Consider the following 24,370-nt stretch of genomic DNA (forward strand, 5'->3'; position numbering starts at 1 on the left):
CCGCATAGGAGTCGCAAACGGCGGAATTGTAAAGCTTTCCGCACGATTTTGGAGGCGATTGGAAGGCCTTGGAAAGGCCGGTGGCGGAGACGGAGGGATTCGAACCCTCGATACCCGTTACCAGGTATGGCTCCTTAGCAGGGAGCTGGTTTCAGCCACTCACCCACGTCTCCGCTGACGCATGCTGGCTGCGAGGGGCGCGCTATAGCCATGGCCCCGCATGCCATCAAGGGGAGTTTTCGCAGGAATTTTGCAGCACTGCCCACCGCGCTGCACGACTCGCTTCGCCGCATTTTGGATTCGGTTCATCGCCGTTTCATTGCCGCGCCGCTCAAAGGGGATTCTTCTCACCGCGCAGCTGTCTGCGCCTTTGCCGCCGACACGGAGGGATCGATGACCAAATTCACACAGATGTTGCCGCGCCTCGGCCTGGCTCTCGCCGCTTTCGGCATGGCCGCGGCTCCGCTCGCCGCGCAGGTCGAGACGATCGACCCCGACTCCGCGATCGACGGCGACATCGTCGAGCGACCGGGCGACCAGCCCGTCTATGCCGAACCCGGCGCCACGCCCACTTACGCTCCGCAGGCCGAGCCCACGACTCCGCCCGACACCGCGACCGTACAACCGCAATGGTCGGAACAGGCGGCCGAGGAAGCGGCGAGCGAGGCAGTCGACAGCGCTCAGGTCGACGATCCGGCCACCACCTATCGCGAGGACGATCTGATCGGTGCGGCGGAAGGCGTGTTCGGCAAGGGTGCCGAGGGTGTCGCCAAGATGATCCGCAAGCTGCTCAAGGACCAGGGCGAGCCCAACGCCTACATCGTCGGACGCGAGGCGAGCGGCGCCTTCATCGTCGGTGCGCGCTATGGGTCGGGTACGCTTTATCACAAGGTCGAGGGCGAACGTCCGGTCTACTGGACCGGTCCCTCGATCGGCTTCGACGCCGGTGCCAACGCCGGCAGCACATTCGTGCTGGTTTACAATCTCTACGACAGCGAGGAACTTTACGAGCGCTATCCGGCGGGCGAGGGGCAGGCCTATGTCATCGGGGGCCTCACTGCGAGCTATCTGCGCAAGGGCGATGTCGTCCTCATCCCGATCCGTATGGGTGCGGGGCTCAGGCTGGGCATCAATGCCGGCTATATGAAGTTTTCCAAGAAGCACCGCTGGCTGCCGTTCTGACGGTTTGGCAAAGAAGGAGCCCTTCGGGTCGTCCAATCATAAATCCGAATGGCTCCGGGGTCGCGGCAGGATTTCCTGTTGCGGCCCCATCCATATCCGGCGATGAGGCGCCCATGCTTGACCAACTCGAAGCCCAGGCCCCCGACGCGCTGCTCGCGCTCATCAAGATGCATGCCGAAGACCCGCGCGAGGACAAGATCGACCTCGGTGTGGGTGTCTATCGGACCAATGACGGCGCGACGCCGGTCTTCCGCTCGATCAAGGCGGCCGAGCAGCGGCTGGTCGATACGCAGGAATCGAAGAGCTATCTCGGTCCCGAGGGCGACACCGGCTTTGTCGATGCGCTCAAACCCTATGTTTTCGGCAAGGATGCCGCCATGGGCGGGCGGCTCGAAGGCATGCAGACGCCGGGCGGAACCGGCGCGGTGCGGCTGGCGGTGGCTCTCGCCAAGGCGGCGGGTGTCACCCGCATCCACCTCGGCGTGCCGAGCTGGCCCAACCACGCGCAGATCCTGCAGGATGTCGGGGTCGAAACCAGCACCTTCCACCATGCCAAGGCGGACGGCACGGCCGATATCGAGGCGCTGCTCGAGACGATCGACAAGGCGGATGCAACCGACGCCGTGCTGCTGCACGGCTGCTGCCACAACCCGACCGGCGTCGATTACACCGACGAGCAGTGGGAGCAGATTGCCGAGGCCTTCGCCGCCAAGGGCATCCTCCCGATCCTCGACGTCGCCTATCACGGTCTTGGCCGCGGCTTGGAAGAGGACGTCGCCGGCGTGCGCAAGGTGCTCGCACAGGTGCCCGAAGCGCTGGTGGCCTATAGCTGCGACAAGAACTTCGGCCTCTACCGCGATCGCGTCGGCGCCTTCTACATGATCGCGAAGCAGCCGTCGGACCTTCCCGCGATCACTTCGAACGCCAATGCGCTGGCGCGGGCCAACTGGTCGATGCCGCCCGATCACGGTGGCGCGGCGGTGCGCACCGTGCTGCGCGACGGGGACCTGACGAAGCAGTGGCTCGACGAACTCGACGAGATGCGCGCGCGGATGCGCCGCGTGCGAGCGCGGCTGGCCGCGGCGGATAACGAGGCACCGGGTCTCAACCTTGCCGCGCTGGGCGAACAGAACGGTCTCTTCGCCATGCTGCCGCTGAGCAAGGAGCAAATCGTCCGCCTGCGCGAGGATCACGGCATCTACATGGCCGGATCGGGCCGGATCAACGTGGCGGGCCTGCACGCGGGCAATACTGACAAGTTCATCGCCGCGCTGGCGGACGTCACCAAGGGCTGACCCGCAATGGACCGCCAGCCGACCCTCGAGACCGAGCGGCTGGTTATCCGCCCGCTTGCCGAAGCCGACCGCGAGCCGCTCTTTGAGGTGGCGGGCGATCCCGCCGTCTGGGAACAGCATCCGATCCACGACCGCTGGCGGCGCGAGGTGTTCGATGCCTTTTTCGACGATGGTTTGGCGAGCGGCGGCGCGCTCGCGGTGACCGACAAGGTGAGTGGCGCTATTCTCGGCTCGACGCGTTACGACAAATACGATCCGGAAGAGGGCGGGGTGGTCGAGATCGGCTGGACCTTCCTGGCCCCCCGTTGCTGGGGCAAGGGCATCAATCCCGAAATGAAGCGTGCCATGCTGGCGTATGCCTTCGAGAACGTTGCGCTGGTCGAATTCCGTGTGGGCGACACCAATTACCGATCGCGCAATGCGCTCGAAGCCATCGGCGCCGTGCGCACCGACCGCTATGAACTGGAGAAATACCAGGGCAAGCGCGTGGTCCACCTGGTCTACGAGATCACCCGCGAAAGCTTCGCCGCCGGCCCGCTGGCGTGATGTAGGAACGGTGTTGGATTGCCGCAGGCAAGTCCCATGACATGGACCGCATGTTACACGGTCCAGGCGAGAAAAACGGCGGAATGCAGCCGGGCCTGCAGAAAAGAGGATAGGGGGCTGGCAAAGCGAGTGCGGCATCGCGCAGCTTTGAACAGATCGGGCGCGAGTAGGAAAATCCCGTTTCCCCCTTCCCATTGCGGCAAGGGATGTTATTGAGAACGCTTCTCAACAAGAGGATATCATTCGATGCGTAAGCTGGTACTTGCCGCCGCCCTTTCGGGCACCATGCTCACCCTTGCTGCCTGCTCGGGCGCAACCGAAGAGGCGACCGACACGGCCGGGGCCGAAACACCTGCCGCAGCAGACACCGCTGAAGCGACGAGCGAAGCTGCCGTGCTCGATGCCAGCACCGCCACCGCCGACCAGCTCGCGGGTGTCGAAGGCGTTAGCGCCGAGCTCGCCGCGGCTATCGTGGCCGGCCAGCCCTATGCCAGCGTAACCGATCTCCACGCGAAGCTGCTCGAAATGGTGAGTGCGGAAGAGGCCGCCAAGATTCTCGAAAGCGTTTTCGTGCCGGTCAATCTCAACACCGCGACCAAGGAAGAACTCAAGCTCATCCCCGGTATGACCGAAAAGATGGAGCATGAGTTCGAAGAATATCGTCCCTATGCGGACATGAGCGAATTCGACCGCGAGATCGGCAAATATGTCGACGAGGCCGAAGTCGCCCGCTTCCGCAACTACGTCACTCTCTGACGGCGCTGCAAATAGACCCTGACGATCTCGATCACAGCCAGGATCCCTGCGTGGATCCAGGCCGTGGTCGGATCGAAGGCCGACCACACCCAGTGCAGGAAGGTCAGCACCGCCGCCGGATAGACGAGCCGGTGCAGACGCTTCCAAGAGCGTTTAAGGCGCCGCACCGAGACATCGTTCGATGTGATCGCAAGCGGCAGGAACAGCGCCAGCGCGAGCCAGCCTACGAGAATGTAGGGCGTCGCCATTTCTGCAAATATGAGATCGGGTGAAGCCTTGCGCACGAGGTAGGCGCCCGTGTGCCCGGCAGCATAGACGAAGCTCGTCACGCCGAGATCGCGCCGTCGCTTCATCAGCCAGTTGGTCCAGCGCGCCTTGCGGAAAATCAGCCGCAGCGGGGTGACCGCCAGCGTTGCCATCAGCAGCCATGCCGCCCAGTCGCCCGTGTCGCCGATAGCATGGCCATAGCCGTAGGTTTCGGGCGTCATCGCCCAGCGCCAGCCGATCCACAGACCGGGCAGGGCGAGCATGAGCCACAGCAGAGGCCGCGATTGTGCGATGGCTTTCAGCACGTGGCCCGTCGTCCGGTCGCCCTCAGGCCGCGAGGCTCTGCATCCGCCTGAGATAGCGCGCGAGGACGTCGATCTCGAGATTGACCGCGTCGCCTTCGGACAAGTCGCCCAGCGTGGTCACTTCGGCCGTGTGCGGGATGATGTTGAGCGCGAAGCGGACGTCGCCATTCTCCATGTCCTCGATCTCGTTGACGGTCAGCGACACGCCATCGACAGTGATCGAGCCCTTTTCGGCGACATACGGCGCAACGTCCTCGTTCGCGAGGATCTCGAGCCGGGTCGAGCCGCCGAAATCCTCGGCCAGAGCCACTCGCCCGACTGCGTCGACATGGCCGGTGACAAGGTGGCCGCCGAGCTCGTCGCCGAGCCGCAGCGCGGGCTCAAGATTGAGCCGACGGTCGGCCTGCCACTGGTCCGGCGCGGTTCGGCCGACCGTCTCTCCCGAGACGTCGACCGCGAACCAGGCGTCGCCCTCCACGCCGCCCTTTTCGACCACCGTCAGGCACACGCCCGAACAGGCGATCGATGCGCCGATGTCGATCCCCGCCGGGTCCCATGGGCAGGCCACGACGACGCGCAGGTCGCCCCGGTCCTCGATGTTCGTGATGGTGCCGATGGCGGTGACGATCCCGGTGAACATGCGTGCTCCTGGCTGGCGCTCTAAGTCTGGCGCAGGCGGCTGTAGGCTTCGAAGCTGTCGCTGCCAAGCTGGCGACGTTCGACAAGCATCCAGCGGCCATGCGCGTCGGAGAGGGTGGCGAGGCCGAGGTCGCCAACCGCGCCGCGCCCACCCCCGATCACGATCGGCGCGCGGTAGAGTTCGAGCCGGTCGACGAGGTCGGCGCCGAGCAGGCTCGCGGCGATATTCGCACCGGCTTCGACATAGAGATACTGCGCTTCGATCGACGCGATCTGGTCGGGACGGTTGATGACCCGCACCTCGTCGGGCGCCACGCCGCGCGTGAGCACCACACGTTGCGGCTTGCGATCGCCCAGCCCCGGCAACCGGACGTCGAGCCGGGGCTTGTCCGCGCGCCAGGTGCCGCCGCCGACCAGGATGGCATCGGCCCGGGCCCGCTGGACGTGGACATGGGCGCGGGCGGCCTCGCCGGTGATCCACTGGCTTTCCCCGCCGGCCATCGCGATGCAGCCGTCGAGCGACATGGCGAGTTTCAATGTGACGTGCGGACGGTTTGCCCGCGCACGGGTGAGATAGCCGGCAAGGCTCGCTTCGGCATCGCGAGACGGCAGCAGCTCGGCTTCGATTCCGGCCTTGCGCAGGCGCGCGAATCCGTCGCCCGCCGTCCGCGGGTCGGGGTCCTCGACCCCCGCGACGACGCGCGCCACGCCGGCCTCGACCAGCAATTCGCTGCACGCCGGACCGCGCTCGGAGCGGTGGGCGCAGGGTTCGAGCGTGACATAGGCGGTTGCGCCGCGCGCGCCTTCGCCGGCCTGTGCCAGCGCCGCGGCCTCCGCATGCGGACGACCGCCGGGGGCGGTCCATCCCCGGCCGACGACGATACCATGCTTGACGAGAATGCAGCCGACGCCGGGATTGGGGTAGCTAGTCGGCCGCGCACGGCGCGCCAGCCGCGCGGCAGCGGAAAGCCAGCGCGCGTCGCTTGTGTTTGCCCTCAACCGCCCGAACCTGCCTGGTAGAGTTCGCGCTGACGGGCCTCAGCTGCGGCCGCCTCGCGCGCGTTTTCGATTCGGGCCTCGCGCTCCATCGTGTCGACGTCGAGCCCGGTCGCCCGGCCGAGTGCCTTGTATGCCTCCACCTTTTTCTCGCGCAGTTCCTCGCGTTCGGCCTCGCGGGCCTCCTTGCGCTTCTGGTTTTCGAGATTCGAGCGGCGGATTTCCTCGTCGCTGCGCCCTTCGGCGAAGGTCGAGATGAAGGAAACCTTCGGGGCATCGGGTGGCCGGAAGTGCGATTCGCGCGTCAGCATCGCCAAGCCGCTCAGCGGGATGGCAACGGACAGCGCCAGCAACGGCCACCGGTAGGGCCGCGGTTCGCGGAGGTAATCCCACAGGTCGGCCATGCCGGCCTTGGCGTTGAAGCGTGTCTTGAGGCGCATGGGCGCCAAGATAGGAGCTTTCGCCCGGGGGCGCCAGTCAAGCTTAGCCGAAGGCCGCGTAGAGCGTGCGGCCATGCCGGCTGAGCCAGCGGTTGGGCTCGTCGATATCCTGTTCGTAGAGCCGGTCGAGCAGTGCGTGGAAGGCGGGCGAGTGGTCGAAATGGACAAGATGCGCGACTTCGTGCGCAACGACCGAACGACGGACGTGGTCGGGCGCCTGGACCAGCCGCCAATTGAGCCGGAGCGTCCCCTCCGACGAGCAGCTGCCCCAGCGGCGGCGGGCGCGGGTCAGCTTGACCGTTGCGGGGGCGAGATCGCCGCGCGCGCAGTACTCGGCCGCGTCTGCCGAAAACAGCTGCAGCGCCTCTGTCTCGAGCCAGCGCTGGATGCGCCTGCTCAAGGTTTCGCGCGGGCCGCCGAGCGCGAGCCGGGCGCCATCGAATTGCGGCTTGCGCGGCGCCTCGGCGCGCCACTCGAGCGCGATCTCGCCACCGCGATAGAGCAGCGTTCCGTCCTGCAGCGGGTCGCGGCGTGCCGGGACCTTGGCGAGCTGTTCGGCAAGCCAGTCGCGCCGCGCATGTGCGAAGGCCACCGCCTCCGCGCTGCGGCACCAGTGGGGCAGCGTGATGCGCACCGCGCTGCCGTCGGGCGCGAGCCGCAGCGTCAGCCGCTTGGCGCGGCGGTTGCGGGTGAGTTCGATCGGCAGTGCGCGCCCGCCCAGTTCGATCACCGGCTCCAGCGCTTCGCGGCGGAGCCAGTCGATCACGCCGCCTCCTCCTCGTCTTCGAGGCCCTCGTCGTCCCAGTCGACGACGTGGTGCTCGAGCGGGCCTGCCTCGTCTTCGCTCACTACCCGCCCGGCAACCGATACGCCGGCGCGCACGACGTCCTCGTGATCACCGGTGAGCAGGTAGTGCCAGCGCGGCAGCGGGTTGCCGTCCGCGCGGCGGCGGTAGGCGCAGGTTGGCGGCAGCCACGATACGTCGTCGACGATCTTGAGCGTCAGCCGCAGGCAGTCGGGCACCAGCGCCTTGCGGTGCTTGTAGTCGGTGCAGCGTGCGGTCCGGGTGTCGAGCAATGTGCAGGCCACATTGGTGTGTTCGATTTCGCCGGTGTCCTCATACTCGACCTTGTGCAGGCAGCAGCGTCCGCAGCCGTCGCACAGCGCTTCCCATTCCTCACTGGTGAGATCGGCCAGCGGCCGCTCCCAGAAGCGGTCTCTCAGTGCACCCATTTTTCCAGTTCCGCGGCCACCGCTTCGGGGCCTTCGTCGGTCGGCAGGATGGCCAGCGGCTCGCCCTCGGGACCGAACAGGTAGGTGATGTTGGTATGGCCGACGAGATAGCCGCCGCCCGGCTGTTCCTCGCCGATCGAATAGGTTGCGGCGAACGCCTTCGTGACCGTGTCGATCTGCGCCTTGGCTCCGGTCAGGCCGAGCAAGCGGGGGTGGAAGTTTGCGGTGAACTCCTTGAGCATGGCGGGCGTGTCGCGCGCTGGATCGACGCTGATGAAGAGCGGCTGGATTTTCGCGCCGAGTGCCGGATGGCCTTTCTCGAAGATCTTGAGCCCCGCCATCGCGCGCTGGGTGTCGACCGGGCAGACGTCGGGGCAATAGGTGTAACCGAAGTAGACGGTGCGGTACTGTCCCTCGAAGTCGCTCCAGCTGACCGGATCGCCGTCTTCGCCGGTGAGCGTGAAATCGCCGCCGATCGCGGCACCGGCCAGCGGCGGTTCCGCCGGGGCTGGCTCGGTGCAGGCGGAAAGGGCCAGGAGGACGGCGAAAAGCGGGGTGAGGTTGCGCAGCATGGTCTGACGGTTCATGGTCTGCTAACCGCCCGTCTTCAAGGGCGAGTCAGCCATTCGATTGAGGATAATAGGGGCTTTCACACCGTGAAGCGTTTCGCGAAAAATTTCCTTCTGGCCGCAATTGCAGGGGCGCTGCTTGCACCGCCCGCGCAGGCGCAGATGCAGCGGGAAGGGTACAAGTTCCTCGAGGCAGTCAAGAAGCGCCAGGGCGACGATGTTACCCAGATGATCGACGGGCCGGGCAGCATTCTGGTCAACACACGCGACATATCCAGCGGCGAAACCGCGCTGCATATCGTCACCCAGCGGCGCGATCCCCTATGGTTGCGCTTCCTCCTCTCGAAGGGGGCCAATCCCAATATCGCCGACAAGAACGGCACCACTCCCCTGCAGCTGGCCGCGCAGCTCGGCTTCACCGAGGGCGTCGAAATCCTCGCCGAGCGTGGTGCCGAGGTCGATGTGCCCGACAGCACCGGGGAAACGCCGCTGATCTCGGCCGTCCACCGCCGCGATAGCAGCCTCGTCCGCCTGCTCATCGCGAAGGGCGCGAGCGCCGACCGAGCCGACAATTCGGGCCGCACCGCGCGCGACTATGCCCGTTTGATGGGAGCGCGCTCGGATATGCTCGGTGAAATAGAACGGGCCGAGGCCGAGCGCGGCGAAAAGGCAGAAACCTACGGGCCGAACTGAACGATGGACGTAGCCGATCTCACACTCGACGAACTGCGCCTCGCACTCGCGCCCGGCATCGCCGATGCGGCGGTGTTCGATGGCTGGACTGGCGCAGCGCTCGACATGGCCGCCGACCAGCTCGGTGCCGACCGCGATGTCGCGCGCCTCGCCTTCAAGGACGATGGCGCGATGGGCATGATCTGCGCCTGGATCGAAACGATCGACCGGCGGATGATGCTCGACCTCCCACCCGAAAAGCTCGCGAAGATGAAGATTCGCGAGCGCATCCGCAGCCTCGTCCAGTATCGCCTCGATGCGGTGGCGGGGCAGGAAGAGGCGCTGCGCCGCGCGCTGGCGATCATGGCCATGCCGCAGAACGCGGTGCGCGCGATCAAGACCGGATGGAACAGTGCAGACGTGATGTGGCGGCTCGCCGGCGACACGGCGACCGACTACAACCACTACACCAAACGCGCCATCCTCGCCTCGATCTACGGCGCGACGCTGTCGATTTTCGTGGCCGACGAGAGCGAGGGCAAGGCCGAAACAAAGGCCTTCCTCGACCGCCGGATCGAAGGCGTCATGACCTTCGAGAAAGTCAAGGCCAAGTGGCTCAACCCCGAGCGCGAGCGCTTCAGCATGGCGCGCTTCCTGGGGCGGCTGCGCTACCCCGCGCGTTAGCGCGCTATTGATAACCAGTTGCAACAAGCGCGCACATCTGACAGGGCGGCGGCATGACGCTCGACGGGTTCGAACACGAGAAGGCCGCCAGGATCGTGGCGGTCGACTGGGCCGCCTTGGCCGAGGATGAAGGCAAGCGCCTGAAGGCGCTGGGCGTGGACGAGGGTGCCGAGATCGCGGTGATCCATCGCGGGATCTTCGGCACGCGCGATCCGCTCGCCATCCGAATCGGGCGGATGACCATTGCGCTGCGCCGGTCGCATGCGCTGGCGATCGAGGTCGAGCCCGCATGAGCCGCAAACGCACAGCAGCCCTCGTCGGCAATCCCAATTCGGGCAAGTCGGCGCTGTTCAACGCGCTCACCGGTGCGCGGCAGAAGATCGCCAATTATCCCGGCGTCACGGTCGAGCGGAAGGCCGGTCGGCTGACGCTGCCGAGCGGCGAACCGGTCGAACTGATCGACCTGCCCGGATCCTACAGCTTCGACGCCGCCAGTCCCGACGAGGAAGTGACGCGCAAGGTCGTCCACGGGGAATTCGAAGGCGAACCGCTGCCCGAGGTGATCGTCCTCGTGCTCGATGCGGCCAATCTCGAGCAGCATCTGGTATTCGCGCAGGAAGTGCTCGAACTGGGGCGCCCGACGGTGGTCGCGCTCAACATGGTCGACCTCGCCGAACGCGACGGGCTCACGCTCGATCCCGCGGCCCTTTCCGAGGCGCTGGGCGTCCCGGTGGTTCCGACGGTCGCGGTGCGCCGCAAGGGGCTCGCCGACCTTTCCGCCGCGATTGCCGAGGCCGAAAGCCACGCCGACGAGGAAGCGCACAAGCGCTGGCATCTGACGCTGCCCGAAAGGCGACTATCGGCCAAGCACATCGCGCGCGCCGCGATTCTCTCGAAATCGACGCGTCATACGATCGAGAACGGCATCGACCGCGTGCTGCTCAACCCGTGGATCGGCCCGGTCATCCTGTTAGGCCTGCTGTTCGTGATCTTCCAGGCCGTGTTCGCTTGGGCGACGCCGTTTGCCGATGCGCTCGAAGCCGGGGTCGGGGCGATCTCGGGCCTCGTTACCGATACGCTTCCGCCTGGCTTCGCCCGCGATTTCCTGACCGAGGGCGTGCTCGCCGGCGTCGGTTCGGTGGTGGTCTTCCTGCCGCAGATCGTGATCCTGTTCTTCTTCATCCTGGTGATGGAGGCGAGCGGTTACATGGCGCGCGCCGCCTTCCTGATGGACCGGCTGATGGCGGGCGTCGGCCTGTCGGGGAAAAGCTTCATTCCGCTGCTCTCCAGCTTCGCCTGCGCGATTCCCGGCATCATGGCGACGCGCAGCATCCCCGACCCGAAGGACCGGCTGACCACCATCCTCATCGCCCCGATGATGACCTGTTCGGCGCGGCTGCCGGTCTATGCGGTGATTATTGCCGCGGTCATTCCGCAGACGAGTGTGGGGCCGGGCATAGGGCTGCAGGGGCTGGTGCTGTTCGCGCTCTATATCGCGGGAATTCTCGGGGCGATGGTGGTGGCGCTGGTGCTGCGCAAGACCGTGACCAGCGGCGCGGCGAGCGGTTTCATCATGGAACTGCCGCGCTACCAATTGCCGCGCATCAAGGACCTCGCCATCGGGCTGTGGCAGCGCGCCTGGGTGTTCCTGCGTCGCGCGGGGACGATCATCTTCACCGTCACGATCGTGCTGTGGCTGATGCTCAGCTTCCCCAAGGCGCAAGAGGGCGAAAGCCAGATGGATGCGAGCGTCGCCGGACGGATCGCCGACGGGCTGCACCCGGTGCTCGAGCCGATCGGCTTCAACCGCGAGATGAGCCTCGCGCTGGTGCCTGCCATGGCGGCGCGCGAAGTCGCAGTTTCCGCGCTCGCGACCACCTATGCCGTAGATGCCGAGGACGAGGATCTCGCCGCTTCGGGCGTGACCGACAAGATCGCCGCATTGTGGAGCCTGCCGACCGCGCTCGCCTTCCTCGCCTGGTTCGTTTTCGCGCCGCAGTGCATCTCGACCATCGCGGTCGCGCGGCGCGAGACCAATGGCTGGAAATGGCCCGCCTTCATGGTCGGCTACCTCTTCGCGCTGGCCTATGTCTTCGCCGGGCTGACCTTCTGGATCGCCACCGCGCTGGGACTGTAGTTCGAGCCTGTCATTGCGAGCGTAGCGAAGCAATCCAGTCCGGTGCTCGCTGGATTGCCGCCTCGCCTGCGGCTCCTCGCAATGACTGTGTGGGTAAGCGGGGGCAGGGGTGGCGACTCATCCTGCCCTCGGTTAGGCCAAGCACAACAGATACGAAGGATTGATTCGATGGCCGGTAGCCTCAACAAAGTCATGCTCATCGGGAATCTGGGCGCCGACCCGGAAATCCGCAGCTTCCAGAACGGCGGCAAGGTCGCCAATCTGCGCATCGCCACCAGCGAGACGTGGAAGGACCGCAACACCGGCGAGCGGCAGGAGCGGACCGAGTGGCACAGCGTGGCGATTTTCTCCGAAGGTCTCGTCGGCGTGGTCGAACGCTTCCTGCGCAAGGGCAGCAAGGTCTACATCGAAGGCCAGCTGCAGACCCGCAAGTGGCAGGACCAATCGGGCAACGATCGCTACAGCACCGAAGTGGTGATCCGCGGCATGAACGGCACGATGACCATGCTCGACGGCGCCCAGGGCGGCGGTGGTGGCGGCGGCCAGCGCGGCGGCGGCAACTGGGATCAGGGTGGCGGCCCGTCGGGCGGCGGCTCCGGCGGCGGCTGGAACCAGGGCGGCGGCGGTTCGGGCGGAAGCTCGGGCGGCGGCTCGAACTACGACGATCTCGACGACGACATTCCGTTCTAAATCCTCCCCCAACCGGGGGGAACCATCCGCAGGATGGTGGAGGGGCACGGGCGAAGGCTCGTGCCCTTTGTCGTTGGCTGGCTAGAGGGGTCTTATCCTCTCACTCGATCTGGGGTGTTCGAGAGTGCCCCTCCACCGTCCGCGACGGTCCCCCCCCCGATGGGGGAGGCCTATTTTTTCAGCTTGGCAAGCGCCTCGGCCAGCGGGCCGCTGGGTGCCTGTTCCTCGTCGCTGGTGATGCCCGCCTTCTTGCGCGCCTCGTCGGCGCCGGGGCCTTCGCGATAGGGATCGATGGCGAGCGCCAGCGTCTGCGCGATCGCTTCGCCGAGGTCGAAGGCATCGCCCTCGTATTCGATCTCGTCGAGATCCTCGCTGTCGAGCTCGATCTCCTCGTCGGGCGCGTGCTCGGGCAGCGATCCGGCGGGCACGAAACGCAGCGCGAGCACCTCTTCGACGTCGTACGACAGGTCCTCGCGCGTCACCGCACAGGGCTGCACGATGGTGGCGGAAAGCGTTCCGCTGGCCAGCACCGCCTCGTCCTTGGTGCCGAGCTCGACCTTCGCGGTGAGTGCGGGAATCGAGGTGACCGCGAATCGCTTCGCCAGCGCGGCGCGTTCTTCCTCGCTTGCCTCGACCACCAACGGTTCGGGAGGCAGGGCGCGCGGCTTCACCAGCCGGCTGAGTTCGGGCGCGGTCATGCGGCAATCTCTCCGGCGCGGAGCTGCTCGACGCTTGTCCGCGCCAGCCGAGCATGCAATGCCGCCATGCGCTGGACCAGCGCCTCGGCCTCGTCGGGCTGGGCCATGGTGACGTTGCGGCGCACCGCCTCGACCAGCACCTTGGGGTCGCTGCGCAGCCCCTCGCGATAGGCGCCGATGCGCCCGTTCATGCTTTCCATCAGCGCGTTGATCTTCTTGCCCACGGTGGGATCGCCGATCCCCGCCTCGCGCATCTGCCCCTCCATGTCCTCGACGAACAGTTCGGTCAGTCGCGCAGTGCTCGCTTCCATGCCGCCTTCGTCTTCCAGACGCAGCATGACCAGCGTCAGCACCAGCGTGATCATGTCGTAGCGCCCTTCCACGGAATCGGCGACGCCGCACATGCGGTACCAGTCGGGATCGCGTGCTTCGGCGACGGTGCGATGCCACAGCGCGCGCCATTCTTCGCGCGGGTCGGGCTGGGTGCCGAAAAGGCGGGACAGGAAGGACACGTTCTACTCCGTTCAGCGGCAATACAGGCCGCGATCCCCAAGCGCTCCCCATTGCCGAGTTGCATGGGCACGCGCTTTGCGATTAAGGCGGTGGCCGAGCATATAGGCAGGGGACGGCCCGCGGCCAAGCGCCTGCCGAAAGACGGAGATTTGCTGTTCCCATGAACAGGTCGAAAATTCTGGGCCTTGCCATCGTCGGCGCAGGCGCCATCGCCGTGAGCGGCTGTGCCTCGATCCGCGAACCGCGCGGTTACATCGTCGATGCGACGCTGCTGCAGTCGGTCCAGCCGGGCATCGACAATGAGCGGAGCGTCGCGAGCACGCTGGGCCGCCCGACCTTCGAAAGCCAGTACGGCCAGAAGACCTGGTACTACGTATCGAGCACCAGCGGACGCAAACCGTTCGTCCGTCCGCGGATCCAGCAGCATTCGGTGCTCGCGGTAAAGTTCGACCAGGCCGGAAACGTCGTATCGACCGAGCAGTCGGGCATCGATAAGGTCGTCTATCTCAGCCCCGATGGCGACGCGACGCCGACGCTGGGCCGCGAGCGCACCTTCCTCGAGGACCTGTTCGGCAATATCGGCGCGGTCGGTGCTCCGGGCGCCGCTGGGCCCAGCCAGTAAGGCTTTCGCGCGCATAGCTTGACCCGTGCCGCGCGCGCCCCATATCGCGCGGCATGAGTTCACAAGACGATCGCCACGGCCTCACCCAGTGGCATTCCACCACCATCATCGGCGTCAAGCGCGGCGATACCACCGTCATTGCCGGAGACGGGCAGGTCTCCATGGGCAATACGGTGATGAAGCCCAATGCGAAGAAGGTCCGCCGGATCGGTGAAGGAGGCAAGGTCGTGGCCGGTTTCGCCGGCGCCACCGCCGATGCCTTCACGCTGTTCGAACGGCTCGAACGCAAGCTCGAACAGCATAACGGACAGCTCCTGCGCGCCGCGGTCGAGCTGACCAAGGACTGGCGCATGGACAAATATCTGCGCAATCTCGAGGCGCTGATGATCGTCGCGGACAAGGAAAACCTCCTCGTCCTCACCGGCAATGGCGACGTGCTCGAACCCGAAGGCGGCATCGCCGCGATCGGCTCGGGCGGAAACTACGCGCTTTCGGCCGCCAAGGCGCTGGTCGATTACGAGGACGATGCCGAAACCATCGCGCGCAAGGCCATGGCGGTCGCCGCCGATGTCTGCGTCTTCACCAATGGCAATGTGACCCTCGAGACCGTCTAGGTTCGAGGGACCGAGGAATTTATGGACAATCTGACTCCGAAGGCGATCGTCGCCGCGCTCGACGAGCACATCATCGGCCAGAAGGATGCCAAGCGCGCCGTCGCCGTGGCGCTGCGCAACCGCTGGCGCCGCCAGCGGCTCGGCCCCGATCTGCGCGACGAGGTGACGCCCAAGAACATCCTGATGATCGGCCCCACCGGCTGCGGCAAGACCGAGATCAGCCGCCGGCTGGCGAGGCTCGCCGAAGCGCCTTTCATCAAGATCGAGGCGACCAAGTTCACCGAAGTCGGCTATGTCGGCCGCGATGTCGACCAGATCGCGCGCGACCTTGCCGAGGAAGCCATCCGGCTTGAAAAGGAACGCCGCCGCGAGGCGGTGCGCGAGGCGGCCAGCCATGCGGCGATGGACCGCCTGCTGACCGCGCTGGTCGGCGACAACGCCAGCGAGGCGACGCGCGAGGCCTTTCGCCAGCGGATCGTCGAAAACGCGATGAACGACACCGAGGTCGAGATCGAGCTGCGCGAACAGCCGGGCCAGCAGATGGACATCCCCGGAATGCCCGGCGGGGTCGGGATGATCGACCTTTCCGACATGCTCGGCAAGGCGATGGGCAAGAGCCCGATGAAGCGCCGCAAGCTGAAGGTGCCCGACGCCTGGGACCGGCTCGTCGACGAGGAAGCCGACAAGCGCATGGACCAGGACGACGTCAATCGCGTCGCGCTGGAAAATGCCGAGACCAATGGCATCGTCTTCCTCGACGAAATCGACAAGATCGCCGTCAGCGACGTGCGTGGCGGATCGGTTAGCCGCGAAGGCGTGCAGCGCGACCTGCTGCCGCTGATCGAGGGCACTACGGTGGCGACCAAATACGGCCCGATGAAGACCGACCACGTGCTCTTCATCGCCAGCGGCGCGTTCCACGTCGCCAAGCCCAGCGACATGCTGCCCGAATTGCAGGGCCGCCTGCCGATCCGCGTCGAACTGCGCGCGCTGACCGAGGAGGATTTCGTCCGCATCCTCAAGGAAACGCGCGCCAACCTGGTCGAGCAGTACAAGGCGCTGATCGGCACCGAGGATGTGACGCTCGACTTTACCGAGGATGCCATCACCGAAGTCGCCAAGCTCGCCGCGCGGGTCAACGAGACAGTCGAGAACATCGGTGCCCGTCGCCTGCAGACTGTGATGGAACGCCTGCTTGAGGACATCAGCTTCGAGGCCGAGGAGCACAAGGGCGAGACGATCACGATCGACGCCGCCTATGTCCGCGAACGGCTCGAAACGCTGGCAGGCGACGCCGACCTCAGCAAGTATATCCTGTAATGGGCGGGCCGGTGCGCGATGGCAAGGCGATGATCGCCGCCATGGCGCCCCGGCTCGATACGCAACACTGGCGCTTCGTCCTTGTGAGCCCCGATACAGCGCCGCAATTGCTCGGCGCGGCCATCGGGACCTTCCGCGAGGACGAGGGCGTGACGGCGATCGTCCCGGCGGAGCTTGCCGACGAACTGGGCATCGAAGGACCGGACTTCGCGCGCATCACGCTGATGGTGAACTCCGACCTCGAGGGCGTAGGCCTGACCGCTGCCGTGGCGGGTGCGCTGGCCAAGGTGGGCATCGCCTGCAACATGGTCGCGGCGTTCTATCACGACCACGTCTTCGTGCCTGCCGACCGCGCCGAGGAGGCGGTGGCGCTCCTGCGCGAGTTGCAAGCCATAGAGAGCTGATCCCCGGCGAAGGCCGCGGTCTCTGGCCATCTGGCGCCAGAACAGACTGAGGTCTCGGCCTCCGCGGGGACTCGTGCATGCCCTAGGGATGCGGGGCCAGCCCGATCTCCACGCCGGTCTTGTCGGTGAGCGCGAATTTGTCGACCAGGTCGCTGCTGGCGCGGTTCAGGCCACGCACCTGCACGCTGCGGCCGTTGCGGCGCATGCGTTCGACCACCTTGTCGAGCGCGCCGACAGCCGAGATGTCCCAGAAGTGGGCCTTCGAGACGTCGATGATCACGTGGTCTGCCGGGTCGGGCTGGGTGCTTTCGGGGCCGAGCGCGGCTTCGAAACGTTCGACGCTGGCGTAGAAGATCTGGCCCTTGGCGCGGTAGATCGCGGTGTCGCCCTCGCGCTCGCGCACCACTTCGAACATGGTCATCACCTTGTGCGTGAAGAACACGCCCGAGAGCACCACGCCTGCGAGCACACCGAGCGCGAGATTGTGCGTCGCGACCACGACAACCACGGTGGTCAGCATCACGACGGAGGACTGCCACGGGTGGCGCGTCATGTTGGGAATCGAGTTCCACGAGAAGGTGCCGATCGAGACCATGATCATGATCGCCACCAGCGCGGGCATCGGCACCTGGCCGACGAGATCGCCGAGCAGGGCGAGGAGGATCAGGAGCGAGAGGCCCGCGGTGAAGGTCGACAGGCGCCCGCGGCCACCGCTGGTCACATTGATCACCGACTGGCCGATCATCGCGCAGCCGCCCATGCCGCCGAAGAAGGCCGCGACAACATTGGCGACGCCCTGACCTGCGCTTTCGCGGCGCTTGTTCGAACCAGTATGCGTCATGTCGTCGACGATCTGCGCGGTGAGCAGGCTTTCGAGCAGGCCGACCGCCGCCATGGTCGCCGAATAGGGAGCGATGATGGCGAGCGTTTCCCAGTTGAGGGGGACATCGGGGAGCGCGAAATAGGGCAGGCCTTCGGGCAGTTCGCCCATATCGGCCACGGTGTTGACCGGCGCGTGGATCCAGATCGACAGCGCGGTCAGCACCACGATCGCCACCAGCGGGCTGGGCACCGCGGTGGTCAGCTTGGGGAAGAGGTAGATGATCGCCAGCGCGGCGGCGACCATGGCGTAGGTTGCCCAGCCGACATTCGTCAGCTGCGGCAGCTGTGCCATGAAGATGAGGATGGCGAGCGCGTTGACGAACCCGGTGATCACCGAACGGCTGACGAACTGCATCAGCAGGTCGAGCCGCAGGAAGGCCGCAATGCCCTGGAACACGCCCATGAGGATCGTCGCGGCGAAGAGATACTCGACGCCGTGGTCGCGCACCAAGGGTACGACCACTACCGCGACCGCGGCCGTCGCGGCGGAGATCATGCCCGGGCGACCGCCGGTGAAGGATATCACCATGGCGATTGCGACCGAGGCATAGAGGCCGACGCGCGGATCGACCCCGGCGATGATCGAAAAGCCGATCGCTTCGGGAATGAGGGCGAGCGCGACGACGAGGCCGGCCAGCATGTCGGCACGGATGTTGGAAAACCAGTCGCGGTGAATCGCGCTACGGTCGAGCATGGGCATGTCCTGCAAGGTTCGGGAAGCGCGCGCGGGCGCACTGAAAAGCGCTGCCGCCTATGGCCTATGTTGCAGCGCAACACAAGGGCACGCCCCGGCGCGTGCGGGCAGCTACGCCTCTTCGCGCTTCTCCGCCTGCTGTCGCGCCCACATCTCCGCATAGAGCCCGCGCGCGGCGAGCAATTCACGATGCGTCCCGCTTTCGGCAAGGCGACCGTGGTCGAGCACGAGGATCCGGTCGGCATCGGCGATAGTCGACAGGCGGTGCGCGATCGCCAGCGTGGTCCGGTGCTCGGACACGCGGCGCAGCGTCGCGAGGATCGCCTGCTCGGTGCGGCTATCGAGCGCGCTGGTCGCCTCGTCGAGCAGCAGGATCGGTGGATCCTTGACCAGCGTGCGAGCGATGGCAACGCGCTGCTTCTCGCCGCCCGACAGCTTGAGCCCGCGCTCGCCCACCTCGGTATCCAGGCCTTCGGGCAGGCGCTCGATGAAGGGCAGAATCGCGGCATCGCGCGCCGCTGCGATCACTTCGTCGCGCGTCGCTCCGTCGCGGCCATAGGCGATATTGTAGCCGATCGTGTCGTTGAACAGCACGCTGTCCTGCGGGACGATGCCGATTGCGGCACGCAGGCTCGCCTGCGTGACCTTGGCAATGTCCTGCCCGTCGATCGCGATGCGCCCCGCCCAGGGATCGTAGAAGCGGAACAGCAATCGCCCGATCGTGCTCTTGCCCGCGCCCGATGGGCCGACGATGGCGACATGCGCGCCCGCCGGCACCTCGAAGCTGAGCCCGTGGAGGATTTCGCGGTCTTCTTCGTAACCGAAGTGCACGTCCTCGAAGGCAAGCGTCGGGCGGCGCACGACCAGCGCGGGTGCGCGGGGGACATCCTTCACCTCTGCCTCGGTGTCGATCAGGCGGAACATCTCGGCCATGTCGATCAGCCCCTGCCGCACGGTGCGGTAGACCATGCCGAGCATGTCGAGCGGGCGGAACAGCTGGGTGAGATAGGTATTGACCAGCACCAGGTCGCCGGTGGTGAGCGCGCCCTTGCTCCACTGCCATACGGTGAAGCCCATCGCACCACCCATCAGCAGGTTCATGATGAGAGCCTGGCTGATGTTGAGCAGGCCGAGCGAATTCTCGCTCTTTACCGCCGCATCGGCAAAGGCGCGCGCGGTATCGGCGTAGCGCTGGCGTTCCCGGTCCTCGGCGCCGAAGTATTTGACCGTCTCGTAATTGAGCAGGCTGTCGACCGAGCGCGCCAGCGCGGTGCCATCGAGTTCGTTCATCTGGCGCCGCAGATCGTTGCGCCATTCGGTGATCTTGCGTGTGACGGTGACATAGGCGGCCACCGTCAGCGCCGTGGCGGCAACCAGCTCCCAACCGAAATTGAGATAGAAGATCACCCCCACCGCCGTCAGCTCGATCGCGGTCGGGGCGATGTTGAAGAGCAGGAAATAGAGCATCACGTCGATGCTCTTGGTCCCCCGATCGATGGTCTTGGTGATCTCGCCGGTGCGCCGTGAAAGATGGAAGCGAAGGCTCAGCCGGTGCAGCCGGGTGAAGGTGTTTTCGGCCAGCTGGCGCGTCGCGTCCTGCCCGACGCGCTCGAAGGTGATATTGCGCAGATTATCGAAGGTGACCGCGGCCAGGCGCCCGGCAGCGTAGGCGATGACGAAGGCCAGCGCTACCATCGCCGCCTCGTTGGCGGGGGTGGTCATCGAGTCGATCGCCCGCTTGTACGCGAAGGGCAGCGCCAGCGTGGTGGCCTTGGCCAGCAGGACGAACCCCATGGCGCCGACGATGCGCCGCTTTAGCTGCGGTTTTTCTGCCGGCCAGAGATAGGGGAGGAAACGCCGGATGGTGGTCCAGCCTTCGGGATCGGCGTGCGGCGGTGTGGCGGGATATTCGGGGGGCATGTTCTTCGCCTTCTGGGGTGAAAGCAGGGCAGTGACAAGCCGGTGACCGAATAGACTTTGCGACGATGGTTGGCAGCAAGTTAACAGGTGCGCACCTGCAGATCCTAAAGCTAGCGCATCCGTCAAATGTTAATTAAGAAATCGAATTTCGTGACGTTAAGTGCAATTTGCATGTAATTCTATCTGGCGTATTTCGAAAACGTTTTGTCATCGCGGATTTTATTTCGATTGACCGCGATCAAATGAATATGGTCTGTTCGATATGCGCTGTCATGCGCATTTAAACAAAGAAAGGAGGATTGCATGAAAAGCCTTATCGCAAAGACCACGGCCGTGGCCTTCGTCATCGTTACCTCGACCGCGCCGCTGCAGGCGCAGATGGCCAGCGACGACGACTTCATCCAGTGCATGATCGACTGCCAGGACTGGCAGCCCGACGAAGCCACCGTGCGGCAGTGCGAGAACTGGTGTTACGTCTATTACAATCCCAACTGATCGGCACGCGCCGGGCCGCCGGGTGTTTCCCGGCGGCCGCTTGCGGGTGGCTGCCGCCGTTACGGCCCCGGACGCATGAACATGGTACGCGCACGCGATGGGTCGGGGTCTCCCGGGATATCGAACAGGATCTGCCGCCGCGCGAAATCGATCGCTACACGGTCGAACACGCGCATATTGCCTATGCCGAGGATCAGCGCAGGGCGCCGGTCGAGACCGAGTGCGCGGAAGGTCGGGCTGTCGGTAAAGCCGATCGGTACGTTGTCCATCGTCAGCCCGCCGATCGCCAGTTCGCGCACAAAGGACAGTTCGCTGAGAATGCGTACGCCATGCACGTCGGTTGCGCTGACTTCGCCCTCTGCGCGGGCCCGCAGTCTGCGCAGCAGCGCGCGGTTGCCGGTGCTGCCCTGCGCCCCGGTATCGATGATCACCGCGATACGGATATCGTCGACAGTCGCGTCGGTGATCACCATCTGGCCCAGCCTCCGGCGCGCGCGGACGATGATGTCGTAACCGGCGTTCCCGCCCAGGGTCGCTGCGTCGGCCACGCGCATGCGCTCTTCGCGAAAATCGATCAGCACGCGCAAATCCTGCAGGCTGTCGAGGCCGAGGATTCCATCGGCGCCGATATTGCCTGCGTGCAGCAGCGGCGACAGCAGTCCGGTGATCGAGCGGTCGGCGAAGCTCAGCTCGTCGACCTCGACCAGATCGACCCGCTGGGCACTGCCCATGGCGACGAGCAGGGCCTGCCCGCGCCGTGGCAGCGCCAGATCCTCGGCGATATCGTGCGAAACCACCGTTGCCTGCGCGCCGGTGTCGATCAGGAAGCGATAGGGCCCGTTGCCGCCGATCGTCACGGGCACCGTCAACCGTTCGAAGCGATCACGTTCGAGTGCCTGGTCGGCAGCCGTGGGCTCGACGCCCTCACCGGTAGCGGGTTGGTCCTGCGCAGTGGCGGGCGCCGTCAGCGCGAGGCATGCGGCGAGTGGAGAGAAGCGGAAGAGCGCGCTTCGGATCATGCCATCCATCCTTGTGGTCGCCCTAGGCTACCACGGCCCGGCGATCGGACAAAACGGGGCGCGGATGTTTGCAGCTTGCCGGGGGCTGCCCTATATTCCGCATCAGTCGAGATTGCGCGGACATCCTATGACCGACGACAGCTGCCGGGTCCTCGTGACGGTCCTGGCCCATAATGAAGAGCGACGCATCGCCGCCTGCCTCGACAGCCTTCCGCTGGATGAAAGCGATGTGCGCGTCGTGGTCGTCGTCAATGGCAGCAGCGATGCCACCGCCGATATCGTGCGCGCCTATCATGAGCGCGGAGTCGAACTGGTCGAATATGCGCAGGGCGGCAAGTCGCGCAGCTGGAACCGCTTCATCCTCGACGCCGCCCCGCGGGCGGCGACCTATGTCTTCGTCGATGGGGATGCCGAGCTGGTACCCGGATCGATCGCGGCGCTCGAGCGCTGCCTGGCCGAGCACCCCGAATCCAATGCCGCCTCCGCCCCGCCGATGAACGGCCGCAATGCGGCCCGTTATCGCAAACTGATGGCCGAAGAGGCCGGCCTGTTCGGCGATTGCTATGCGCTGCGCGGCAGCTTCGTCGAGCGCCTGCGCGCCAGCGGCATCCGCCTGCCTGAAGATCTGATCGGTGACGACGGCCTGATCGCCGCGCTCGCGCATACCGATCTGGGCGGCGATGCCGATTGGCGCAGCGAGCGCGTGGTCGGGTGCCTCGATGCAGGCTTCTACTGCGTTCCCAATGCCCTTACCTTGCGCGGCCTGCGCCAGCAGGCGAAGCGTATGACCAATTACGCGCTGCGGCGGTTCCAGAACAGCATTGTAACTGCGATCATGCGCTCGAGCGGCCCGCAGGCCCTGCCCCGGCTCATGGCCGAAACCTATCCTGCATGGCTCGACCGGCTGGCGCCGCGGCTCAATCCGCTATGGTACTGGTTCGACCGCCGGGCGCTGGCCCGAATGCGGGCTGCGGCAGCGGATCGCTCGGCGTCCGCCTGAGCATCGCCAGGCTCTGGCGCACCACGTCGGGCCAGACGAAGAACAGGATCGCACCATAGGTCGCGGCACCGGCAAGACCGAGGCTGGCGAGCGTTGCCACGGGCCCGATATCGGCCGGCAACACGAGCCGCAGCGCCGCGACCACGCCTGCCATTGCCAGGCAGGCAGCGGCCGGGGGCAGGGCAGCAAGCAGCAGGCGCCGCAGCGACAGCCCGATCTGCGGCAGCGTCAGCGCCAGCGTGATGGCGAGCAGGGTCGGCGCCGCCACCCACCACGCCCTGACCAGCCCCTGTGCTCCGAACCGGACGCCGATCAGGAAGGATGTCGCGAATACCGCCGCGCCGGCCATGCTGGTGACGAGGTAGATGCGTTCCTTGCCCGTCGCGGTCACGGTCGGCGAGCAGATGATCTGCACCGCCATCAGCGGCATGACCAGCGCCAGCCCCGAGACGATCGGCGCCATGCCGGTCCATTTTTCGCCGAACACCACCAGGATCGCTTCGGGCGCGGTCAGCGCCAGCCCGATGTATATCGGTGAGACCACCAGCAGCACGCTCTGCATCGTTCGTTCGAAATAGGGACCCAGGCTGCGTCCGGCCTTGTGCAGTTCGGCATAGGCGGGGAAGGCGACGTCGTTGAGTGGCGGAATGAAACGTCCGGTGACGATCAAGGTCAGGAACAGCGCCTCCGAATAGAGACCCAGCTGGTGGACCGAGAACACCCGGCCGGCGATGAAAATGTCGCTCTGGCTCTGGATGATCCAGAACAGCTGGCACAATGTGAGTGCGCCGCCGAAGCCGATCATGCGCCGGGCGCCTCTCAGATCGAAGACCGGACGGACCCACAGGCGTGCCGCGATACACATGATGACGGCGCGCACCGCATAGCCGGCGATCGGTGCGTAGATCAGCGCCCACACGCCGAAGCCGAACCAGGCCAGCGCCAATGCGGTGACCGCGGCGACGATCGCCGAGACGAGGTTGGCGATACCCTGGCCGCGGAATTCGAGCCGCCGCGCGAGCAGTGCGGTCGGCAGGGCGGTGAAGGGGATCGCGAGGAATATCAGCGCCTGCACGCGCAGCAGCTGGGCCACCGCGGGCTGTCCGTAATAGTCGGCGGCGAGAGGGGCGAGCAGCAGCTGGACGACGGCGAGTGTCCCGTTGGTCAGCAGCAACAGCGCGAAGGCCTGGCCGATTTCGCGGTCGCCCACCTTCTCGGCCTGGATCAGTGAACTGGCGAAGCTCCAGCCATTGAGGAAGTTGAGCGCGGTGACCACCACCTGGCTCATCGCGAAGAGGCCATAGTCCGAGGGGTCGAGCAGGCGCACCACCAATATGGTCGAGCCCCATGTGATGAATTGCGCCACCAGCTGGCTGCCCCACCTCCACGCGAGCGCGCTGCGCACGCGCGCGCCAAATCCTTCTGGTGCTTCCTGCTCGCCGGACCCGTCGCTCGTCATGACCGGGTGCTAGGCGCGATTCGAGGCGAATGCGAGCCGGGAGATTCGCGTTTTCGGGGGAATCGCGGCACCGATTCACGCGGCCCGGTGCGGCTGCGGTTGCCCGATACCGCGCCACAGCGTATGTCCCTTGCCAGCTGATCGGTCGCGAAGCGCGGTTTTCCGCCATTTTTCTGCGCGATCGCAACAAAACTGCAAAAAGCCATTGACCGAATCCCGGGTCGCGCCTAGATGGCGCTCACCGACGCGGCGCTGGCGGTTTCGACAGCCTGCCGCGATGGTCGCCAACAGAGACGGATAGCCGGTCCCCCGGTGTTAA

28 protein-coding genes and 1 tRNA gene are annotated in these 24,370 nt (G+C 65.9%); 15 read left to right on the forward strand and 14 right to left on the reverse strand.

Features of this window, described 5'->3' with window-relative positions; all coding sequences use genetic code 11:
• Window positions 1-81: 81 nt before the first annotated feature.
• Window positions 82-173, reverse strand: a tRNA-Ser gene (locus ACEQZ0_RS11545).
• Window positions 174-393: 220 nt separating this feature from the next.
• On the opposite strand from ACEQZ0_RS11545, the gene ACEQZ0_RS11550 reads away from it, so the two are divergent.
• The 4 genes from ACEQZ0_RS11550 (at window position 394) to ACEQZ0_RS11565 (ending at window position 3,779) form a co-directional block, all read left to right on the forward strand.
• Complete coding sequence (locus ACEQZ0_RS11550; protein WP_370190951.1) at window positions 394-1,182, forward strand: DUF1134 domain-containing protein; 789 nt, start codon at window positions 394-396, stop codon at window positions 1,180-1,182.
• A gap of 113 nt (window positions 1,183-1,295) precedes the next feature.
• Window positions 1,296-2,477: an aromatic amino acid transaminase gene (locus ACEQZ0_RS11555; RefSeq protein WP_370190952.1), complete on the forward strand. Its 1,182-nt coding sequence runs from the start codon at window positions 1,296-1,298 to the stop codon at window positions 2,475-2,477.
• 6 nt (window positions 2,478-2,483) lie between these two features.
• Window positions 2,484-3,023: a GNAT family N-acetyltransferase gene (locus ACEQZ0_RS11560; protein ID WP_370190953.1), complete on the forward strand. Its 540-nt coding sequence runs from the start codon at window positions 2,484-2,486 to the stop codon at window positions 3,021-3,023.
• A 246-nt stretch (window positions 3,024-3,269) separates the two neighbouring features.
• The gene (locus ACEQZ0_RS11565) at window positions 3,270-3,779 is read left to right on the forward strand and encodes a hypothetical protein (protein ID WP_370190954.1); all 510 of its coding nucleotides are present in this window, start codon (window positions 3,270-3,272) and stop codon (window positions 3,777-3,779) included.
• Here ACEQZ0_RS11565 and ACEQZ0_RS11570 read toward each other — a convergent pair.
• Genes ACEQZ0_RS11570 through ACEQZ0_RS11600 form a run of 7 tightly spaced genes read right to left on the reverse strand, consistent with a single transcriptional unit; the run spans window position 3,764 to window position 8,246 of the window.
• Window positions 3,764-4,351: a sulfite oxidase heme-binding subunit YedZ gene (locus tag ACEQZ0_RS11570; RefSeq protein WP_370190955.1), complete on the reverse strand. Its 588-nt coding sequence runs from the start codon at window positions 4,349-4,351 to the stop codon at window positions 3,764-3,766. The genes ACEQZ0_RS11565 and ACEQZ0_RS11570 overlap by 16 nt on opposite strands.
• 22 nt (window positions 4,352-4,373) lie before the next feature.
• Complete coding sequence (locus ACEQZ0_RS11575) at window positions 4,374-4,991, reverse strand: riboflavin synthase (protein ID WP_370190956.1); 618 nt, start codon at window positions 4,989-4,991, stop codon at window positions 4,374-4,376.
• 20 nt (window positions 4,992-5,011) lie between these two features.
• Window positions 5,012-5,989 (reverse strand): bifunctional diaminohydroxyphosphoribosylaminopyrimidine deaminase/5-amino-6-(5-phosphoribosylamino)uracil reductase RibD, encoded by a 978-nt coding sequence (gene ribD, locus ACEQZ0_RS11580; RefSeq protein ID WP_370190957.1) that lies wholly within the window; start codon window positions 5,987-5,989, stop codon window positions 5,012-5,014.
• Entirely contained in the window at window positions 5,986-6,426 is a 441-nt protein-coding gene (locus ACEQZ0_RS11585; protein ID WP_370190958.1) for a hypothetical protein, read from the reverse strand. The genes ribD and ACEQZ0_RS11585 overlap by 4 nt, the downstream gene beginning before the upstream one ends.
• A gap of 43 nt (window positions 6,427-6,469) precedes the next feature.
• The gene (locus ACEQZ0_RS11590; RefSeq protein ID WP_370190959.1) at window positions 6,470-7,192 is read right to left on the reverse strand and encodes a M48 family metallopeptidase; all 723 of its coding nucleotides are present in this window, start codon (window positions 7,190-7,192) and stop codon (window positions 6,470-6,472) included.
• A complete protein-coding gene (locus tag ACEQZ0_RS11595) occupies window positions 7,189-7,659 on the reverse strand; it encodes a YcgN family cysteine cluster protein (protein WP_370190960.1) in 471 nt (156 codons plus the stop codon). Before ACEQZ0_RS11595 ends, ACEQZ0_RS11590 begins: the two co-directional genes overlap by 4 nt.
• Window positions 7,647-8,246, reverse strand: a complete 600-nt coding sequence (locus ACEQZ0_RS11600; protein WP_370190961.1) for an SCO family protein — start codon at window positions 8,244-8,246, stop codon at window positions 7,647-7,649. Before ACEQZ0_RS11600 ends, ACEQZ0_RS11595 begins: the two co-directional genes overlap by 13 nt.
• Before the next feature lie 69 nt (window positions 8,247-8,315).
• On the opposite strand from ACEQZ0_RS11600, the gene ACEQZ0_RS11605 reads away from it, so the two are divergent.
• The 5 genes from ACEQZ0_RS11605 to ssb all read left to right on the forward strand — a co-directional run bounded on the left by ACEQZ0_RS11605 (window position 8,316) and on the right by ssb (window position 12,411).
• A complete protein-coding gene (locus ACEQZ0_RS11605; protein WP_370190962.1) occupies window positions 8,316-8,921 on the forward strand; it encodes an ankyrin repeat domain-containing protein in 606 nt (201 codons plus the stop codon).
• 3 nt (window positions 8,922-8,924) lie between these two features.
• On the forward strand, window positions 8,925-9,584 hold the full coding sequence (locus ACEQZ0_RS11610; RefSeq protein ID WP_370190963.1) for a COQ9 family protein: 660 nt from the start codon (window positions 8,925-8,927) through the stop codon (window positions 9,582-9,584).
• 53 nt (window positions 9,585-9,637) lie between these two features.
• On the forward strand, window positions 9,638-9,877 hold the full coding sequence (locus ACEQZ0_RS11615; RefSeq protein ID WP_370190964.1) for a ferrous iron transport protein A: 240 nt from the start codon (window positions 9,638-9,640) through the stop codon (window positions 9,875-9,877).
• Window positions 9,874-11,721: a ferrous iron transporter B gene (locus ACEQZ0_RS11620; RefSeq protein ID WP_370190965.1), complete on the forward strand. Its 1,848-nt coding sequence runs from the start codon at window positions 9,874-9,876 to the stop codon at window positions 11,719-11,721. The genes ACEQZ0_RS11615 and ACEQZ0_RS11620 overlap by 4 nt, the downstream gene beginning before the upstream one ends.
• 168 nt (window positions 11,722-11,889) lie before the next feature.
• On the forward strand, window positions 11,890-12,411 hold the full coding sequence (ssb, locus tag ACEQZ0_RS11625) for a single-stranded DNA-binding protein (protein ID WP_370190966.1): 522 nt from the start codon (window positions 11,890-11,892) through the stop codon (window positions 12,409-12,411).
• Window positions 12,412-12,581: 170 nt separating this feature from the next.
• On the opposite strand, the gene ACEQZ0_RS11630 is transcribed toward ssb, so the two are convergent.
• On the reverse strand, window positions 12,582-13,109 hold the full coding sequence (locus ACEQZ0_RS11630) for a DUF177 domain-containing protein (protein ID WP_370190967.1): 528 nt from the start codon (window positions 13,107-13,109) through the stop codon (window positions 12,582-12,584).
• A complete protein-coding gene (locus ACEQZ0_RS11635) occupies window positions 13,106-13,621 on the reverse strand; it encodes a ubiquinol-cytochrome C chaperone family protein (protein ID WP_370190968.1) in 516 nt (171 codons plus the stop codon). Before ACEQZ0_RS11635 ends, ACEQZ0_RS11630 begins: the two co-directional genes overlap by 4 nt.
• A 161-nt stretch (window positions 13,622-13,782) precedes the next feature.
• Between ACEQZ0_RS11635 and ACEQZ0_RS11640 the strand changes: the two genes are divergently transcribed.
• The 4 genes from ACEQZ0_RS11640 to ACEQZ0_RS11655 are packed head-to-tail and all read left to right on the forward strand — an operon-like array spanning window position 13,783 to window position 16,582.
• Window positions 13,783-14,244: an outer membrane protein assembly factor BamE gene (locus ACEQZ0_RS11640; protein WP_370190969.1), complete on the forward strand. Its 462-nt coding sequence runs from the start codon at window positions 13,783-13,785 to the stop codon at window positions 14,242-14,244.
• Between the two features lie 53 nt (window positions 14,245-14,297).
• Window positions 14,298-14,858: an ATP-dependent protease subunit HslV gene (gene hslV / locus ACEQZ0_RS11645; protein ID WP_370190970.1), complete on the forward strand. Its 561-nt coding sequence runs from the start codon at window positions 14,298-14,300 to the stop codon at window positions 14,856-14,858.
• A gap of 21 nt (window positions 14,859-14,879) precedes the next feature.
• Complete coding sequence (hslU, locus tag ACEQZ0_RS11650) at window positions 14,880-16,178, forward strand: ATP-dependent protease ATPase subunit HslU (RefSeq protein ID WP_370190971.1); 1,299 nt, start codon at window positions 14,880-14,882, stop codon at window positions 16,176-16,178.
• On the forward strand, window positions 16,178-16,582 hold the full coding sequence (locus ACEQZ0_RS11655) for an ACT domain-containing protein (protein ID WP_370190972.1): 405 nt from the start codon (window positions 16,178-16,180) through the stop codon (window positions 16,580-16,582). Before hslU ends, ACEQZ0_RS11655 begins: the two co-directional genes overlap by 1 nt.
• Before the next feature lie 82 nt (window positions 16,583-16,664).
• On the opposite strand, the gene ACEQZ0_RS11660 is transcribed toward ACEQZ0_RS11655, so the two are convergent.
• Both ACEQZ0_RS11660 and ACEQZ0_RS11665 read right to left on the reverse strand, forming a co-directional pair.
• On the reverse strand, window positions 16,665-18,158 hold the full coding sequence (locus tag ACEQZ0_RS11660; protein WP_370190973.1) for a SulP family inorganic anion transporter: 1,494 nt from the start codon (window positions 18,156-18,158) through the stop codon (window positions 16,665-16,667).
• A gap of 111 nt (window positions 18,159-18,269) precedes the next feature.
• Window positions 18,270-20,078 (reverse strand): ABC transporter ATP-binding protein/permease, encoded by a 1,809-nt coding sequence (locus ACEQZ0_RS11665; RefSeq protein WP_370190974.1) that lies wholly within the window; start codon window positions 20,076-20,078, stop codon window positions 18,270-18,272.
• A 303-nt stretch (window positions 20,079-20,381) separates the two neighbouring features.
• On the opposite strand from ACEQZ0_RS11665, the gene ACEQZ0_RS11670 reads away from it, so the two are divergent.
• The gene (locus ACEQZ0_RS11670) at window positions 20,382-20,573 is read left to right on the forward strand and encodes a hypothetical protein (RefSeq protein WP_370190975.1); all 192 of its coding nucleotides are present in this window, start codon (window positions 20,382-20,384) and stop codon (window positions 20,571-20,573) included.
• A 59-nt stretch (window positions 20,574-20,632) separates the two neighbouring features.
• Here the strand turns inward: ACEQZ0_RS11670 and ACEQZ0_RS11675 are convergent, their stop codons facing one another.
• Window positions 20,633-21,592 carry an aspartyl protease family protein gene (locus tag ACEQZ0_RS11675; protein WP_370190976.1) on the reverse strand — a complete coding sequence of 320 codons (960 nt, stop codon included), beginning with the start codon at window positions 21,590-21,592 and terminating at the stop codon, window positions 20,633-20,635.
• A gap of 127 nt (window positions 21,593-21,719) precedes the next feature.
• Between ACEQZ0_RS11675 and ACEQZ0_RS11680 the strand changes: the two genes are divergently transcribed.
• Window positions 21,720-22,592: a glycosyltransferase family A protein gene (locus ACEQZ0_RS11680; RefSeq protein ID WP_370190977.1), complete on the forward strand. Its 873-nt coding sequence runs from the start codon at window positions 21,720-21,722 to the stop codon at window positions 22,590-22,592.
• Here ACEQZ0_RS11680 and ACEQZ0_RS11685 read toward each other — a convergent pair.
• Window positions 22,510-24,051, reverse strand: coding sequence for a lipopolysaccharide biosynthesis protein (locus ACEQZ0_RS11685; protein WP_370190978.1), 1,542 nt, complete (start codon window positions 24,049-24,051; stop codon window positions 22,510-22,512). The two genes, ACEQZ0_RS11680 and ACEQZ0_RS11685, sit on opposite strands and share 83 nt — an antisense overlap.
• Window positions 24,052-24,370 lie beyond the last annotated feature (319 nt).

Source organism: Qipengyuania sp., assembly GCF_964227205.1.
GTDB lineage: Bacteria > Pseudomonadota > Alphaproteobacteria > Sphingomonadales > Sphingomonadaceae > Qipengyuania.